14 protein-coding genes are annotated in these 15,633 nt (G+C 63.9%); 5 read left to right on the plus strand and 9 right to left on the minus strand.

Annotation, left to right across the window (positions count from 1 at the left end):
* Positions 1–76: 76 nt before the first annotated feature.
* The 5 genes from EA798_RS02190 to EA798_RS02210 form a co-directional block, all read right to left on the minus strand.
* A complete protein-coding gene (locus EA798_RS02190) occupies positions 77–2,143 on the minus strand; it encodes a GGDEF/EAL domain-containing response regulator (protein WP_122097901.1) in 2,067 nt (688 codons plus the stop codon).
* A gap of 61 nt (positions 2,144–2,204) precedes the next feature.
* The gene (locus EA798_RS02195) at positions 2,205–4,046 is read right to left on the minus strand and encodes a molecular chaperone (RefSeq protein ID WP_122097902.1); all 1,842 of its coding nucleotides are present in this window, start codon (positions 4,044–4,046) and stop codon (positions 2,205–2,207) included.
* A gap of 162 nt (positions 4,047–4,208) precedes the next feature.
* The gene (asd, locus tag EA798_RS02200) at positions 4,209–5,108 is read right to left on the minus strand and encodes an archaetidylserine decarboxylase (RefSeq protein ID WP_122097903.1); all 900 of its coding nucleotides are present in this window, start codon (positions 5,106–5,108) and stop codon (positions 4,209–4,211) included.
* 11 nt (positions 5,109–5,119) lie between these two features.
* Positions 5,120–5,935: a rhodanese-like domain-containing protein gene (locus tag EA798_RS02205; RefSeq protein WP_122097904.1), complete on the minus strand. Its 816-nt coding sequence runs from the start codon at positions 5,933–5,935 to the stop codon at positions 5,120–5,122.
* Between the two features lie 47 nt (positions 5,936–5,982).
* Positions 5,983–7,497, minus strand: coding sequence for an HDOD domain-containing protein (locus EA798_RS02210; RefSeq protein ID WP_122097905.1), 1,515 nt, complete (start codon positions 7,495–7,497; stop codon positions 5,983–5,985).
* A 165-nt stretch (positions 7,498–7,662) separates the two neighbouring features.
* Here EA798_RS02210 and motA point away from each other — a divergent pair, with 165 nt between their 5' ends.
* Positions 7,663–8,514 carry a flagellar motor stator protein MotA gene (gene motA / locus EA798_RS02215; protein WP_106157450.1) on the plus strand — a complete coding sequence of 284 codons (852 nt, stop codon included), beginning with the start codon at positions 7,663–7,665 and terminating at the stop codon, positions 8,512–8,514.
* A gap of 9 nt (positions 8,515–8,523) precedes the next feature.
* Positions 8,524–9,504, plus strand: a complete 981-nt coding sequence (motB, locus tag EA798_RS02220; RefSeq protein WP_122097906.1) for a flagellar motor protein MotB — start codon at positions 8,524–8,526, stop codon at positions 9,502–9,504.
* Positions 9,505–9,512: 8 nt separating this feature from the next.
* On the opposite strand, the gene rsgA is transcribed toward motB, so the two are convergent.
* Positions 9,513–10,544, minus strand: coding sequence for a small ribosomal subunit biogenesis GTPase RsgA (rsgA, locus tag EA798_RS02225; RefSeq protein WP_122097907.1), 1,032 nt, complete (start codon positions 10,542–10,544; stop codon positions 9,513–9,515).
* A gap of 123 nt (positions 10,545–10,667) precedes the next feature.
* Between rsgA and EA798_RS02230 the strand changes: the two genes are divergently transcribed.
* Positions 10,668–11,474, plus strand: coding sequence for a class I SAM-dependent methyltransferase (locus tag EA798_RS02230; protein ID WP_106157453.1), 807 nt, complete (start codon positions 10,668–10,670; stop codon positions 11,472–11,474).
* Positions 11,475–11,502: 28 nt separating this feature from the next.
* Entirely contained in the window at positions 11,503–12,045 is a 543-nt protein-coding gene (gene orn, locus EA798_RS02235; protein ID WP_122097908.1) for an oligoribonuclease, read from the plus strand.
* Between the two features lie 130 nt (positions 12,046–12,175).
* Here orn and EA798_RS02240 read toward each other — a convergent pair whose 3' ends face one another.
* From EA798_RS02240 to EA798_RS02250, 3 genes are all read right to left on the minus strand, one after another.
* A complete protein-coding gene (locus EA798_RS02240) occupies positions 12,176–12,817 on the minus strand; it encodes an oxidoreductase (RefSeq protein ID WP_106157455.1) in 642 nt (213 codons plus the stop codon).
* 19 nt (positions 12,818–12,836) lie between these two features.
* Entirely contained in the window at positions 12,837–14,510 is a 1,674-nt protein-coding gene (locus tag EA798_RS02245) for a C13 family peptidase (protein WP_122097909.1), read from the minus strand.
* 77 nt (positions 14,511–14,587) lie between these two features.
* Complete coding sequence (locus tag EA798_RS02250; protein ID WP_106157457.1) at positions 14,588–15,043, minus strand: MaoC family dehydratase; 456 nt, start codon at positions 15,041–15,043, stop codon at positions 14,588–14,590.
* Positions 15,044–15,268: 225 nt separating this feature from the next.
* Here EA798_RS02250 and EA798_RS02255 point away from each other — a divergent pair, with 225 nt between their 5' ends.
* On the plus strand, positions 15,269–15,631 hold the full coding sequence (locus EA798_RS02255; RefSeq protein ID WP_106157458.1) for a CidA/LrgA family protein: 363 nt from the start codon (positions 15,269–15,271) through the stop codon (positions 15,629–15,631).
* Positions 15,632–15,633 lie beyond the last annotated feature (2 nt).

A 15,633-nucleotide genomic window follows, 5' to 3' on the forward strand; every position in this document is an offset into this window, starting at 1 on the left:
TGACCGCGGTCAAGCCGCGTTCGATTGGAGCAGGATGCACAGGCCGAGGCTGAACCATGTCAGCCCGGCATCAGGCTTACTCCTCGTCGGAGGAGAAGTCGTAGTCCATCGACTGGCTGGGGCCTTGCAGGTAGTGGCCCTGGATGTAGCTGACGCCTGCTTGCCAAAGCGTGGCGAGCACGGTGGCGCTTTCGACGAAGGGTACGATGCTTTGCTTCTGCTGCTCGTGCAGGTCGGCGAGCAGCGTCTTCAGCGCTTCCTGGTTTTCCTGGCGGGTTAGGTCCTGGGTGTAGGAACCGTCGACCTTGATGAAACCGGCATCGAGGTGCTTGAGCGTGTTGAACGGGTTGAGCACGCAGCCAAACTGGGCCAGACCGATATGGCAGCCGAGACCTGCCAGCCCCTGGGCCAGCGCCTTGGCAGGCTTCAGATAAGCCACGGCGTCGGCTTCGCCGAACTCGAATACCAGTGAGTCGCCTGGGAGACGCGATGCTTTCAATACCACGCCAAGCCATGGCAGCAGGCTGGGGTCCTGCAGGCTGGCGGCGCAAAGGTGCAGGAACAGCCGCGTGCGATGCCCTTTGGCGCGATGCTCGGCCAGCAGCTTGATGGAATTGAGGATCACCCAGCGATCGATCTTGGCGGACAGCCCGACATCGGCAGCGGTGCTGAGAAACTCGTTCGGTGGAACCTCTGCCCCCTGCGGGTCGAGCAGGCGCAGGAGCACCTCGTAGTGCTCGAAGCTGTCGCCACGCAGGCTGATGATCGGCTGGAACAGCAAACGGAAACTGTTGTTTTCCAGGGCCTGCTTGAGCATCGCCGCGATGTCGCCGCGGTTGGCTGCAGCGGCCAGCTCGTCGGCCGGATCGTAGATCTTCAGTGCGTTGCCGTCGCTCAGTTCATCGGCGCAGCGGTGCGCGCGCTCGATGGCGTCCTGCGCCTTGGCAGTCTTTTCGTCGAGGCCGGCGACGCCGATGCTCAGGGTGGTCTGCACTGTGCGGCCGCCGACGTCGAGCAGATGGCCTTCGACCTTGCTCAGCAACTTGCGCAGCTCCGGCTCGGCCTGCTGGGGAATGATGCCCGGCTGCAGCACGGTGAAGACGTCGTCGGCGAAGCGAGCCAGCTGGGTTTCGGCGGGGAAGTGGCCGCGCAGCAGGATGGCCAGTTGGTTGAGCAGCTGGTCGGAATCGGTCAGGCCTATCTCGGCCTGCAACGCAGCGAAGCGATCGACGCGGATATAGGCGAGGCTGGCTGTCTGGCCGGCATTGACGGCGCGCTCGACGGCGGCATCCATCACCTCGAGGAAACTGTTGCGGTTGAGCAGGCCGGTGACCGGGTCCTGGCTGCTGATCTCGCGCAGTTTCTGCAGTTCGGCGCTGTCGTTCTCGGCGCGGATGACCACCTGAATGCAGGGTTCGCCGTCATATGCCGCTGGCGAGAAATGCATGCGCGTCTTGAGCGTTTCACCATCGGCACGAACGCCGCCACAGGCAAGTTCGGCACTGCCTTCAAGGGTCTGGTAATTCTTCAGGAATACCTTGAAGGCGCTCTGATCGCTGCCACTGATCAGGTCGATCATCGGCATGCCTTCGAGGTCTTCCACATCCGCGTAGCCGAACAGCTCCAGATAGGCGCGGTTGGCGTAGATATGCATGCCGTCGTGAACGTAGGCGATGGCATCCACAGAGCTGTCGAGCAGCAACTGGCAGCGTTTTTCCGCTTCGCGCAGGGCGACCTCGGCCGAGCGGCGCGCGCGGCGCTCCTCGAGATTGGCCAGCTCGCGATTGGCCACCAGCAGCAGCCATTCATCCTCACCCTGCGGCAGCGCATCCTGTGCGCCGAGCATGAGTGCTTCGGTGATCGCTTCGGCATCGTTGCCAGCAGTCAGCTGGATGATCGGAATGTCTTTGGCCTGTCGGCGAATGGCGGCTATCGCTTCGCTGGGGTCGAGATTTTCGCTCTGCGGTGCGTTGATCAGCAGATCCCAGGTCTGTTTCAGGGCTTCAGCCAGATCGTCGCTGGAGGTGAGGCGATGCACTCGGGTCGCCTGTCCGGCATTACGGAAGAGACTGACCAGACGCTCGGCTTCATTCTGCGAGTCTTCGAGGATCAGCAGGCGGATGGTTTTCTTTTGCAGGGCCATGGCAACAGCTTAAGTGCGCGCCGAGAGGGCGCGGGCAGGCAAGAATGCGAGAGTCGGCAATCTACAGCGACTTCCAGAGTGAGTCAAAATCTTCATCCCCGCTTGTCGTGTGGCCTTTCCAGCCTGTGACGGGGGTCTCTCGCCCCGTTGAAACCTGTCCGATGGTGCGGTACTCGAACTGGTTGTAGTTGCCCATGCTAGCCCGGCGGCGGTCAAGTACGGCGCGCTGTTCCTCACCGTTACGGTTGATCTGCACCTTGTGGCCTTCCTGGAAGGGCAGGCGTGGAGCGATCAGCATCGCCGGCTGAGAAATTGCCGTGATTTCTGGCAGCAGTAGCGCCCTGAGATATTCGCTACCCTGATCCACCTTGCGCAGCAGGCGCAGCCCACATGGAAGCGCCTGCGGAGCGATCAGCTCGACCCCCATCTGGGTGCTTCCGCCACGGACCTGGCGAATCCAGCGCACTACGGCAATGCTCCAGCTCTGCGCGGCGCCTTCGCGCAGCCCCAGTAGCTCACCGGTCTGTAGCTGGCTCGGCACTTCCCCCTCCCATGCCAGGCAGTAGCCGCCGGGGCTGTGGTCCACGAGCTGGATCTGGTAGATGGGATAGCTTTCCGTTGTGGCCGAGCGCTGAGGCGATGCGCTGGCGGCAGTTTGCGCGCGGGCTGCAGGCGCTGGGCGGGGAAGGTCGGGCCTGACGAATTCGATGTGGTCGTGCATCGGCAGCAGCTCGGCGCTGCTGCTTTGCGCATCGAAAGCGTTGGCCCAGACGTCCGCCGCGCCATTGTGCAACTTGAACACAGCGCAATTGGAGCTGCGCGGCAACTCGAGCACCTCGTTGAACGGCCGTTGGCCGGCAAGCTCGTAATGCAGTGCAGTCATGCCGATACACAGGGTCATCGTGCCTTGGGCCGGAATGCGCTGGAAAGTGCGCTCGGAAATGGCACCCCAGGCCGAGCTCAGATGGCGCAGCAGGTCATCATCCAGCCCCATTGCTGCGGGAAGGCGCGTCAGCTGACGGTTGTCGGCAGCCAGTCGCAGATGTTCGTCGATGACCTCGACCAGCGTCGAGGTGTCGATGCCGAGCAGGTTCTGCTGCTCGCGGCCCGGAAACAGCGATCGGTAGCGCGGCGGCCCGTCGACCACCGGCGAGAACAGGAACAGGCTGCTCGGCACGTTGGCAGCCTGGACGCTGGCCATCGCGCTCCAAGCCTCTAGCGCAGCAGCAAGCCTGACGATGCTCTGCTGGCGCATCTGGTTGCAGCGGGCACAGCCGAGCAACAGAGACGCCAGGTAGCTCTGTTCCGCGCTCAGTCCCTGGGCATGGCGCGCCAGCGGGTCGCGGATGAGGAGGCGCTCGGTCCCCTGCTCGACTGCCAGTTGGTAGAGCTGATGCAGTTCAAGCCACAGGCCGGGAGCGGCCGGACCATAGAGTTGAGTGGAGCGGATCAGTAGAGCGCCCAGGCTGTGTATGGCGCGTTGCAGGGCGACCGAGAGCAGCTGCTGGCGGTCCCGCTCGGGCTGCGCGACCACGCGCACGACGATCAGCTTGTAACCGACCGCAAGGTGGTTCTGCAGCGCCTGGCAGAGCCCCGCAACCTTGCGGGGGCGCTCACTGAGGACGATAGGCTGGTTGACGTAGTGCTTTTCCAGCTGTGTGCAGACGAACTGAACGTCCGGTCGCAGCAGCTCGAGCAACTGCAGGCGCGTTTCCGAGGCGATGCGCAGCTGGTTGAGCTCGATCAGCGCCTGATAGAGCTGTCGCGCGGTTTCGCCGATGTTGGCCTTGGGCAACCCGGCAAGCCAGCCTGTTACCCCGCGAACGCTGGCGTCGCAGAAGGACAGGCTCTGCCGAGTCGGTGCGGGTGCGCGCAACAGCAGATGGTGGCTCTGTCTATCCAAAACGGGAGGGCTCCGCGGCGGCTCAGGGCATAGGTAAATGTGAACTCTATCAATATCTGCCGCGCAGGGCAGGACTAAATGATGGCTCGGTGATATTACCCGACATTCGGCACCCGTTGACTACCGAATTGTCGCGCCAGCCCGTTGGCTCGATTGGCTTGGTTAGCTCAGCTCCGTCGGCTCGATCAACTCGATGGTCGAGGTGGCCGCGGCCTGTCCCAGCGCTTCGCCCATGCAAACCGGGCTCAGCGGACCCAGTTGTTCGGCCCAGCGCACCTGGTCCGGTCCGAAAAGCAGAATGACGGTAGACCCCAGCTTGAAGCGGCCCATCTCCGCACCCTTCTCCAGGTGAATGGGCGCGCGCGCCGCTTCGTCGTAGCGGAAGGTCTTCAAGGTGCGCTTGGGTGGTGTGACCAGCCCTGCCCAGACGGTTTCAATGCTGGCGACGATCATGGCGCCGACCAGCACCATGGCCATGGGGCCGTGCTCGGTGTCGAACAGGCAGACCACCCGTTCGTTGCGGGCGAAGAGTTCCGGTACGCCCTGGGCGGTGACGGTGTTGACCGAGAAGATCCGTCCTGGCACGTAGACCATTTCGCGCAGCGTTCCGCTGACCGGCATATGGACGCGGTGGTAATCCTTGGGCGATAGATAGACGGTGGCGAAAGCTCCGCCCATGAAAGGCGCGGCGCGCTCGTGATCACCGCCGAGCAGCTCCATGGCGCTGAAGCTGTGACCCTTGGCCTGGAAGATGCGGCCCTGCTCGATCCGGCCGAGCTGACTGATGGCGCCGTCACAGGGGTTGAGAATCGCACCGGGGGTGGTGTCCAGCGGGCGCGCGCCATCCTTCAGGGCGCGGGTGAAGAAGGCGTTGAAGTGTTCGTATGCAGTGGGCTCTTCGGTTTGCGCTTCGCGCATGTCGACCTGGAAATGACGGACGAACCACTTGATGAACGTGTTCTTCACCCAGGGCAAGCGGCATTCGGCCAGGCAACCGGCCAGGCGCGAGATGAGGTGATGCGGCAGCACGTATTGGCTGATGACGAACAGGCGGTCTTTCATGTGTGTCCTTTTCATTGCTGCACCGGGGTGTCGGGCAGGTTGCCCCATTCGGCCCAGGAACCGGCATAGCCCTTGACGCGGGGATAGCCCAGGGCCTTGGCCAGCAGGTAGGTGAAGCCTGAGCGGTGGTGAGTCTGGCAGTGGGTGACGATTTCCTTCTCCGGAGCGATGCCCAGTGCCAGCAGGCGCTCGGCGATGTCCTCGCGGATGCGCAACGCGCGGGCGGGGTCCATGGCGGCCGTCCACTCGAAGTTGATTGCGCCGGGAATATGACCTCCCCGGGCGGCGAAGAGCTTCTCGCCGCGGTATTCAGCCGGCGAGCGCGCATCCCAGATCAGCAGGTCCTCGGCACCGAGACGGCTTTCGATGTAGGCGCGGGTTGCGGTGGGGGCGTCGTCCAGCGTCAGGCTTGGTGAGCCGGATGCCGCTGCGGGCACTTCCTGCGTCAGCGGACGCGCTTCCTCCAGCCAGGCGCGCAGCCCGCCGTTGAGGTAGTGATAGCGGTGATGGCCAATCACGTCGAGTAGCCAGATGAAGCGTCCGGCCCAGCCGCCGCCTTCGTCGTCGTAGACCACATAGACGGCATCGGCCCGATGGCCCAGTTCGCCGAACAGCCGCTCCAGCTGAGCCTGTGGCGGAAGCAGACCGGGCGCCGGTGGCTGGCCGAGTTGCGTCTGTTTGGGATCGACGAAGCGAGCGCCAGGCAGATGGCCTTCGGCGTAACGCGAAGCACTGGTCAGGTCGACCAGGATCAGCTCGGGCGCATCAAGACGCGGGGCCAGGTCGGCGGGCTCGATCACCAGCGGCAGGTTGGAAAAGGCGGACACGGCAGGCCTCGACTAGTCGTAGAAGTGGCGAAGTCTAGCGAAAAAGCTCAGGCCCCGCGCCTGCTGAAAAGACTCAATGCGCGCTCGATGCACTGGGATGTTTTAGTGAATGTTTGCAGCGTTGCATCGGAAATGGCCGCGCCGTTCTGGTCGGCAACGATCAGCATCAGCACGCGGCCATCGATACCCAGCGAGCGCAACAGCAGGTGTTCTCCGGCAAACAGGGCCTTCAGCGTGCCCGGCAGCAATGCGGAAAACTGCGCCATATTGGTCGGTTGCAGGCGCAGTTGCGCAGGCTTTTCCAGCAATCGGCGCAGGATCTGGCTCTGTTCCGCCGTCAGGGTCAGGCGCGCGGCATCGCCCGGCAGGCCGACGCATTGCTGGGCGACGAGACGGTTCTGCTTGCGATCGACCAGCATGATCAGCGAGCGCTGCAGGCCGGCGCAGGTCATCGCCTGACTGGCACAGGCCGTCAGTTGCAGCACGTTGCTGAATGGCGTTGGCTCGCTGAGCAGGCGACGGCACTGCTCACGCCATTCGGCGAGTTCGGCTTCGTTGGACGCCGGAGCCGCTCGCAGCGTCTGGAAACGGCTTCCGGTAGGCCACAGCAGCCCCTGGGCCGGATGCCAGAGATCGGTTCGGCCAAACTCACGTGCGCTGATCACGGCCTGCTGATGCACCATCTGTTGCAATTCGCCCAGCGGGACCTGCAGATACAATCCGGCCAGACGCTGCCAGCGCAAGCTGTGCACGCCTCCCCAGCTGTGGTGCGAAGACAGCGCCAGGCCATTGGCCAGGACGATGGTGTTGCTCGGCAGGGTCACCCAGCGGCGCAGATCCGGGTCGGCATCGAGCATCTGCTGCTGATGCAACGGGTGTTCATTGTCGCGGGCGATATGCAGCGCCTTGATCAGCATGCGTCGGTCACCACCGAGCAGGCGGTAGCCCTGGATGACCCAATCCGGCAGGCGCCAGTGTTCGGCGAGCTTGAGGCACAACTCCAGCAGCGGCACTCCGAGCAGTTCGCGCTCGACACGGCTGGCCGGCTCACCCTTGACCAGTACCCGCTGCTCCCAGCTATCCAGCAGCTGCGGAAAGGCCCCGACCAGCGCCCAGGCGGGCGCGAGGAACAGCAGGCTACCCCAGTGGATGTCCTGCCACAGCCTTGCCAGTCGCGCGGCAAACAGACCGTTGGCCTGCTGGCTGGCGTGGCGGCTGATCAGCACCAGTTGGCGCAGAGGCAGCGGCATCGCATCGGCTTCCATCGCGGGAATGCGCGTCAGCAGGACTTCCGCGCGTTGCAGGCCGATGCGGCTGAGCGCCACCTCCAGGCTTTCGGCAGGCTGCCCGTCACCAATGCCGCGGTTGGCTTCCTGTATGAAGCGCAGTGCCAGCACCGGGCTGCTCTGGATCAGCTCGGCGATCTGCCGCATCGACTTGCTGCTATCGCGCAACGCCAGACGCACGCGGGCATGAACATCGGCGAATGCTGGCAGCGGAGCATCATCGAGCAGCTTGATCCAGGCGGGTATGGTGCGGGGCAACGGTGGTGTGGTGGTCATGACCGAACTGGCTTTTCATCGGGATGGCCTTTAGTCTGGCGCAAAAGTTCCGATAACCAGAACAATTCTTCCAACATTCCTTCTGCAAGGCCGTCTGGCGGCAATTCAGGGCGGTTTCTGCCTGCGGTCCCGGACAGCTCGTAACCAGGTTTCAGACGTACCTCTATGGTCAAAATCATCGGCATCATCGTCGTGTTCGCCAGCGTGCTGGGCGGGTTTGTTCTATCCGGCGGCAAGATCGGCGCGCTCATCCATCCATTCGAAGTGATGATCATCGGCGGTGCGGCGCTGGGTGGCTTTCTGCAGGCCAATCCCGCCAGCACCACCATGCTGGTGTTCAAGAAGTCGCTGAAGATGTTCAGCACACGCTTCACCCATGCGTACTACCTGGAAGTGCTCAGCCTGCTCTACTCGATTCTCAACAAGAGTCGCCGTGAAGGCATGATGGCGATCGAGGCCGACCTGGAAGATCCGGCCGCGAGCCCGCTGTTCAGTAAGTACCCTGGTTTCCTGCAGGACGAGCGGATGACCGCCTTCACCTGTGATTACCTGCGCATCATGTCGTCGGGCAACATGGCGCCCCATGAGCTCGAAGGCCTGTTCGACATGGAGCTGAACAGCCTGAAGGAAGAGCTCGATCATCCCTCCCATGCCGTCAGCAAGGTCGCGGACGGCCTGCCCGCGATGGGTATCGTCGCGGCGGTGCTGGGTATCGTGATCACCATGTCCATCCTGGCCGAAGCCGATAACGCGATGATCGGTTACAAGGTGGGCTCGGCGCTGGTAGGGACTTTTCTCGGAATCCTCGCTTCCTACGGCTTCTTCGGCCCGCTGGCCGCGGCGTTGGAACACGATGCCAAGGAAGAGCTGAACGTTTACGAGGCGATCAAGGCGACGCTGGTTGCCTCGGCCTCCGGCATGCCGCCGACGCTGGCCGTCGAGTTCGGGCGCAAGGTTCTTTATCCCGCCCACCGCCCGAGCTTCGCCGAGCTCGAACAAGCCATGCGTGGCGCCTAAAGGTTCACCATGGACAACACCCAACCGATCATCGTCAAGCGGGTCAAGAAGGTCGCTGGCGGTCATCACGGCGGCGCCTGGAAGATCGCGTTTGCCGACTTCGCAACGGCGATGATGGCGTTCTTTCTGGTGATGTGGCTGATGAGCTCGGCCACGCCGGAGCAGAAGAAACTTATCTCAGGCTACTTTCAGGATCCGATTGGCTTCACCGAGAGCGCCAGCCCGCATGTGATCGATCTGGGCGGCACGCCGACGCCATCGCCGGATCGCACCCTCAACCCGGAGCTGGAACCAGCCCAGAGCGAGGCGCAGATCGACGCCCAGCAGGCCGAGACCTTCGCCGAGCAGATCGAGCGCGAACGCCTCGAGCTGCTGCTCCAGGAGCTGCAGAACAAGGTTGATGAGAATCCCGAGCTGCAGAAGTTCAAGGACCAGATCCTCTTCGAAATCACCCAGGACGGCCTGCGCATTCAGATCATGGATGCCGAGAACCGGCCGATGTTCGCCCTTGGCAGTGCGCAGCTGCAGCCGTATTTCGAAGACATTCTGCTGGCGCTGGTCGACACCATTGCGGCTGTGCCGAACAAGATCAGTATCAGCGGCCATACCGATGCCAAGCCGTATTCTGGGCGCGGTGATTTCGGCAACTGGGAGCTTTCATCGGGCCGCGCCAATGCCGCGCGCCGCACGCTGGTAATCGGCGGCTATCCCGAAGAACAGATCGCAAGGGTGGTGGGCTATGCGTCGTCGGCGTTGTTCGATCGCAAGGATCCCTTCAATCCGGTCAACCGCCGTATCGACATCCTGGTGCTGACCAAGAAGGCGCAGCGTTCGATCGAGGGTGAGCAATCTGACGCGGTCGAAGGTGCGGTGCCGGCGGAAGGCGCCGCACCGGTGGTGCAGGAACCGCTACAGGCGCCCCAGCTGCGCGAGCGGCTGAACATCTTCGAAGACGGCGTGTTGCAGTTCAGCCAGCCCGGCGGACGCTAAGCGGCGCCTCAGTAATCTGGCTCGGGCAGGCTGCTGAGAATGTGTCGGTAGCTGGCCATGCGTTGCGGCTGGATGCGGCCGTCTTCCAGCGCCTGGAGCAGCGCGCAACCGGGTTCGCGGTCATGCTTGCAGTCGCGGAAGCGGCAGTGCCCGAGCAGCTCCTGGAATTCGATGAAGCCCGCTTCGACGTCGGCCCGGCTGACATGGCCCAGACCGAATTCGCGGATGCCGGGGGAGTCGATCAGCTCGCCGCCACCGGGAAAATGGAACAGCCGTGCCGTGGTCGTGGTATGGGTGCCTTTGCCGGTCATTTCCGACAGCGCTCCCACTCGGGTGTCGACCCCCGGCAACAGGCTGTTGACCAGCGAGGACTTGCCGACACCGGATTGTCCAACGAAAACGCTGACATGCCCGTCGAGTCGCTCCTTGAGCGCATCCATGCCGCCACCGCCGTGGGCCGAGACCTCCAGCAGCGGATAGTTCAGCTGCCGATAGACCTCCAGCAGGCGATTCAGCGCGGCCTCGTTCTGATCGTCGATCAGGTCGACCTTGTTCAGCAGCAGCAAGGGTGTGATGCCGGCGTGCTCCGCGGCAACCAGATAGCGATCGATCAGGTTGGCGTGGGGCTCGGGCAGCGGCGCGAAGACGATGACGATCAGGTCGACGTTCGCCGCGACCGGCTTGAGCTGGCCGCGGGTGTCCGGGCGGCAGAGTTCCGAATGGCGCGGCAGCTGCGCGACGATGACGCCGATGCCCTGGTTGCCGGGGCGCCAGACCACGCGATCGCCAGTGACCAGGGCCGGCAGGTTGGCGCGCAGGTGGCAGCGGAACACCTGGCCGCTCTGCTCACCTTCCAGCGCCTCGACCTCGACCTGCACGCCGAAATGCGCAATGACGAGCCCGGTCTGTTCCGGGCCGAGATCGCCGCCTTCGAGCTCTTCGAGCGCGCGGCTTTCACGGCGGGCAGCACGGGCGGCGCGCTCTTCCTGAATCTTCTCGATGCGCCAGTTCTGTCGGCGGTTGAGTTGGCGTTTGGCCATGAATTCGGTTGTCTCTGAGGTTGGTGAGCGAGTCTAGCATGCTGCAACGCGCCCACTTCGGCCTGTATGGCGTCGAAGCCGGGGGGTTAGACTGGCGTTCCATTACCCGTTCGATTGTCGGTCATGCCTGCTTCTGTCGTTACTCGCCTGCCTGTCCTGCGTGCGTTGCTGGCCCAACTGCTGGCGCTGGTGGCGGTCTGGCTGCTGTTGCTCGGGCTGGCCGGCGTGCTCGGCATACGCCCGAATCTCGTCGTCGTCGCGCTGGCGCAGGGTTGTCTGGCGGCGCTGATCGGGGCCCGGCTCGGGTTGTCGGCCTGGTGGCTGGCGATCAACCTGATGTTCGTTCCGGGTCTGGTGTTGCTGCGGGATTTCGACGTGCCGGGCTGGTTGCCGCTGGGGGCGTTTACGTTGTTGCTGCTGTTGAACTGGAATGCCTTCACCGAGCGCGTACCGCTCTATCTGACTGGCCGCGAAGCCGAGCGCCAGTTGCGCAACCGGCTGACCGAGCTGCCGGCGGACTTTCGCTATATCGATTTGGGCAGCGGCCTGGCCGGCAGCTTGTCGCGTCTTGCGCAGGACTTTCCGGCTGCGCAGTTCGTTGGCGTGGAAACCGCGCCGCTGACCTTTGCGCTGTCCTGGCTGCGCTGCCTGCCGCGACGCAATTGCCATATCCGCCTGCTCAGCCTGTGGCGGGTCGATCTCGCCGAGTACGACGTGGTCTATTGCTTCCTCTCGCCGGCGCCCATGCCTGCCTTGTGGAAAAAGGCACGCGCCGAGATGCGTCCCGGTGCATTGCTGATCAGCAACAGCTTCGCGGTGCCGGGGGTCGAGCCGGTCGAGGTGCACGAGCTGAACGACTGGCGCGGTTCGCGCTTGCTGATCTGGTACCCAGGCAGCGCGACACCTGACGGCGCCGATACGAGCGGCTAAACTGCGCCGCACAGCCAAGGAGCCCGCCATGCAGAACCCGCAGAACCTGATCTGGATCGACCTGGAAATGACCGGTCTGGATCCGGATAACGACGTCATCATCGAGATGGCGACCATCGTCACCGACAGTCAGCTCAACGTGCTGGCCGAAGGGCCGGTGATCGCGGTGCACCAGAGCGATGAAACGCTGGCGCGCATGGATGAGTGGAACACCCGCCAGCATGGCGGTTCGGGCCTGACCCAGCGCGTGCGCGAGAGCAAGATTTCCACGGCGGAGGCCGAGCAGTTGACGCTTGCCTTCCTCGAGCAGTGGGTGCCCAAGGGCAAGTCGCCGATCTGCGGCAACAGCATCTGCCAGGACCGGCGCTTCCTCTATCGGCAGATGCCGACGCTGGAAGCCTATTTCCACTACCGTAACCTGGACGTCTCGACGCTCAAGGAGCTGGCCGCGCGCTGGGCCCCGCAGATCATGGAAGGCTTCAAGAAAAGCGGCACACACCTGGCGCTCGACGACATCCGTGACTCCATCGCCGAGCTGCGCCATTACCGCGAGCATTTCATCAAGGTCTGAAAAAGGCGGCATGGGCGCCTGAGGGCTCGGGGATCGGAGTGCGGATCCACCGGGCGGGCGCCTGGTGGGAAGCGACTCCCACCCTGTGGTACCGCGATCAACAGGGCGTCTCTTGGCGAGGCGCCGACAGTCATTTCCCCAGCTTGCGCAACTCGTCCGATTCGACGATGCGCAGCCCGTCGCCTTCTTCCAGCGCCAGCCGCCACAGCGCACGGGCCAGGGTGCAGGTCTCGATACCGTGGTACTTGCCCGGTAGCAGCTGCGACAGGGGCGCCGCGATGCGTTCGCTCAGCCGCGGCTCCAGGCGCGGTCCGATCAGCTGGGAGGGGCGGGCGATGGTCAGCTGTGGCCAGTCCTGCTGTTGCAGCGCCGCTTCCATTTCGCCTTTGACCTTCAGGTAGAAGATCGAGCTGTCCGGATTGGCCCCCAGCGAGCTGATCACCAGCAGGTGACGCGCGCCCATCTCCTTCGCCCGGCGGGCGAATGCCAATACCAGGTCGTGATCGATGGCGCGGAACGCTTCCTGTGTGCCTGCCTGCTTGAGTGTGCTACCCAGGCAGCAGAAGGCCGTGTCGATCTCGCCGCTCAGCGTTGGCAGCAGCGCCAGCAGCTCACCAACCGGGTTGTCCAGGCGCTGATGGGCCGCCAGCGGTCTGCGTGTGGGCGCCAGCACGCGTTCGACGGTGGGTTCGTTGAGCAGTCGATCGAGCAGATGCTCGCCAGTGAGTCCGGTGGCGCCGGCAAGCAAAATGCGCTGGGGCGTCAAATACATGGTCTTGCTCCTGTGGCGATCATTGGGTGGCATGCCGCTGCCGCAGTTCCTGCCAGCGTTGGACGACCGTTTCCGGCGCCCAGATTTGCGGTTCCGATGCCTGATAGTCGTCGGCCTGCTCGCGTTCGGCAACCTTTGCCGCCGCCAGCGTGAAGGCTTGCACGATATCGTCGGTTTCCTGCAGCGCTTCGGCGAACAGCGCGCGACCGAAGTAGGTGAAGTCGCTCTGCTCGGAGCAGCCGAAGGACACCCGGTCGGCGCGTGCGGCAGTCATGATCAGCATGTGCTCGTTCTTCAGTGGCTCGATGAAACCACCGGAGTAGCAGGCCGAGATCACCAGCACGGTGTTCCGTCCGGCGAGCGGCGCGAGCGTCTGCGCCAGGTCGGCTGCGGGCAGGTCGTCCAGGGAAAGGCGCGGCTGGTTCAGCACCAGTTCGTGATCGGCCGAGCCATGGCTGGTGAGGTAGAGGAAGATCAGGTCTTCCTCGCCGCTGCGCTCGACCAGTGCGCGGATGGCCCGGGCCAGGTTTTCCCGGGTCGCCAGCGGGCGGTCGGCCAGATGGTCACGATGGTTGACCAGGCTGAGCTGGCCGTGAGCGGCGAAGCGCTCGGCGAGTAGCTGCTGCACGTAGTCGGCTTCGCGCATGAATACGCTCTGGCGACCGTCGCCGGCAACGGTGAGCGTGTAAAGCTCCTGCGCCGGGCTGGACGGCGGTAGCGCTTCGATGGCCTGTTCCAGCAGCGTGCCCTGATTCAGCAAGGCAAGTTCGAGCGGGTCTGGCAGCGCACGCCCCTTTTCGTCGCGAATACGCCTGTCGTTGCGCCAAATGCCGCGAAGCTCAGTGCCATCGGCCTCGGTCAGCACGCCATCGCCGTGGAAGTGGCCGAGACGGAAGCTGCCGGTATAGAAACTGCCGCCGGGGCGATCGAGGCGACCCTGACCGTGGTAGCGCCAGCCGCGGAACTGGCCGCTGTAGCGGCTGCCGTCGTCAGTGACATGCGTGCCGGTGCCAGTCAGTTCGCCCTGCACGAAGGTGCCGCTCCAGACGTTACCTGCGGTGTCTTCGTAGTGCCCCTGGCCGTGAAACTGGTCGTTTTCGAACTGGCCACTGTAGCGCTGGCCCTGCGTCGTCACGAAGCTGCCTTCGCCGTTCAGGCTGCCGGCACTGAAGTGGCCGCTGAGCTGGCCATCGGCGTCGCTGCGTGTGCCGGGGCCATCCGGCTGGCCTTTGCGGAACTGGCCGTGATGACTGAAGCCGTCGGCGTATTCCAGACTGCCCTGGCCGTGGTAGAGGTTGTCGCGGAACTCGCCTTCGTAGACGGTGCCGTCCTGGCTGAAACGTCCATGGCCATGCATGCGGCCATCTTGGAATTCGCCCTCGTAGACGCCACCCTCCGCATAGCTGAAGCGGCCGAGGCCGTCGAACAGGCCGTGCTTGAACTCGCCCTCGTAGCGGTCGCCGGTCGCACCGTGCCAGGTTCCGAGGCCGTGCCACTGACCGTCCTCGAATTGCCCGAGGTAATAGCTGCCGTTCGGGTAGTCGATGCGGCCACCGCCTTGCAACAGCCCGTCGACGATGTCGCCGCGATAGCGGCCGCCGTCCGGCAGTACCGCATTGGCCGGCGTGAGAGGTTCACCTTCACCGCAGGCGGTGAGTAGGGCGATCAGAACGAAGGGGAGAAAGCGCAGCATGCGGACATCCGCTCAGGCGAGACGGCCGCAGTATGCCGCAAACCTGGCAGGCTGCGACAACTGCGCAGGCGCGATGGTCAGAGGATGCACAGGGCAAGGGTTTCGGCGATATAGGCCGGTTTTTCCGAGCCTTCGATCTCCATCACGGCGCGTGCCTTTAACAGCCACTGCCCCGGGTTCTTTTCGTGAGCGTCGATCAGTGTCAGCCCCAGGCGTACCCGCGAGCCGACGCGCACCGGCTGGATGAAACGCAGGCTGTCCAGGCCGTAGTTGACGCCCATTTTTGTGCCTTCCGGCACGACCATAAGGTCGCCAGATAGCATCGGCAGCAACGACAGCGACAGGAAGCCGTGGGCGATTGTGCCGCCGAACGGCGTTTGCGCGGCTTTCTCGGTGTCGATGTGGATGAACTGGTGGTCGCCGGTGCAGTCAGCGAACTGGTTGACGCGCTCCTGATCGACGGTCAGCCACTCGGAGTGGCCCAGTTCCTTGCCGATGTAATCCTTGAGCTGTGCGACGGGTACCTGTGGCATGTGTCCTCCTGGTTGTTCTTGTATGGCTGCAGGGAATGCAGCTTGAGTAGAGGGATGTGCCGCGCCCGAAGCGATCGATGGGCGCGGGCGGCATTGCCGGCCTAGATCAGCACGCGATCGGTTGCCGGCAAACCAGCATCGGCCCTGCGAATGGCCCGTCATAGCGCAGCGCGGGCACCTGTTGCCGTTGGCCCTTATACTGTCGCAATTTTGCGGGAGGCTCCCATGCTGCTCAGAGGTCTGACCTGGCTGGTCGCGTTCCAGTTGCTCGGCACCGTGCTCAACGTGCTGTTCCTGCCCATGCTGCCGGGGCCGATCATCGGCCTGGTATTGCTGTTCGCCGGTCTGCTGGCGCGTGGGCGCGCGAGCGAGTCGCTGCAGCTGGCGGCCAGTAGCTTGTTGCGCTATCTGCCGCTCTTGCTGGTGCCGCCAGCGGTGGGGGTGATGGCTTATACCGAGGCGATTCTCGAGGATTTCTGGGCCATCGTCGGCGTGCTGGTGATTTCGCTGCTGGTTTCGCTGGTCTTCACTGGCTGGTTGATGCAGGCGTTGATTCGTCGCAAGCAGCGCCGCAAGGAGGCCGCATGATG

This window comes from Pseudomonas songnenensis, from assembly GCF_003696315.1.
Lineage (GTDB): Bacteria > Pseudomonadota > Gammaproteobacteria > Pseudomonadales > Pseudomonadaceae > Stutzerimonas > Stutzerimonas songnenensis.

Coding starts and splice junctions, on each gene's coding strand:
- EA798_RS02190 (WP_122097901.1), bottom strand. CDS start 2,143: ATGGCCCTGCAAAAGAAAACCATCCGCCTGCTGATCCTCGAAGACTCG.
- asd (WP_122097903.1), bottom strand. CDS start 5,108: ATGAAAGACCGCCTGTTCGTCATCAGCCAATACGTGCTGCCGCATCAC.
- EA798_RS02210 (WP_122097905.1), bottom strand. CDS start 7,497: ATGACCACCACACCACCGTTGCCCCGCACCATACCCGCCTGGATCAAG.
- motA (WP_106157450.1), top strand. CDS start 7,663: ATGGTCAAAATCATCGGCATCATCGTCGTGTTCGCCAGCGTGCTGGGC.
- motB (WP_122097906.1), top strand. CDS start 8,524: ATGGACAACACCCAACCGATCATCGTCAAGCGGGTCAAGAAGGTCGCT.
- rsgA (WP_122097907.1), bottom strand. CDS start 10,544: ATGGCCAAACGCCAACTCAACCGCCGACAGAACTGGCGCATCGAGAAG.
- EA798_RS02230 (WP_106157453.1), top strand. CDS start 10,668: ATGCCTGCTTCTGTCGTTACTCGCCTGCCTGTCCTGCGTGCGTTGCTG.
- orn (WP_122097908.1), top strand. CDS start 11,503: ATGCAGAACCCGCAGAACCTGATCTGGATCGACCTGGAAATGACCGGT.
- EA798_RS02240 (WP_106157455.1), bottom strand. CDS start 12,817: ATGTATTTGACGCCCCAGCGCATTTTGCTTGCCGGCGCCACCGGACTC.
- EA798_RS02245 (WP_122097909.1), bottom strand. CDS start 14,510: ATGCTGCGCTTTCTCCCCTTCGTTCTGATCGCCCTACTCACCGCCTGC.
- EA798_RS02250 (WP_106157457.1), bottom strand. CDS start 15,043: ATGCCACAGGTACCCGTCGCACAGCTCAAGGATTACATCGGCAAGGAA.
- EA798_RS02255 (WP_106157458.1), top strand. CDS start 15,269: ATGCTGCTCAGAGGTCTGACCTGGCTGGTCGCGTTCCAGTTGCTCGGC.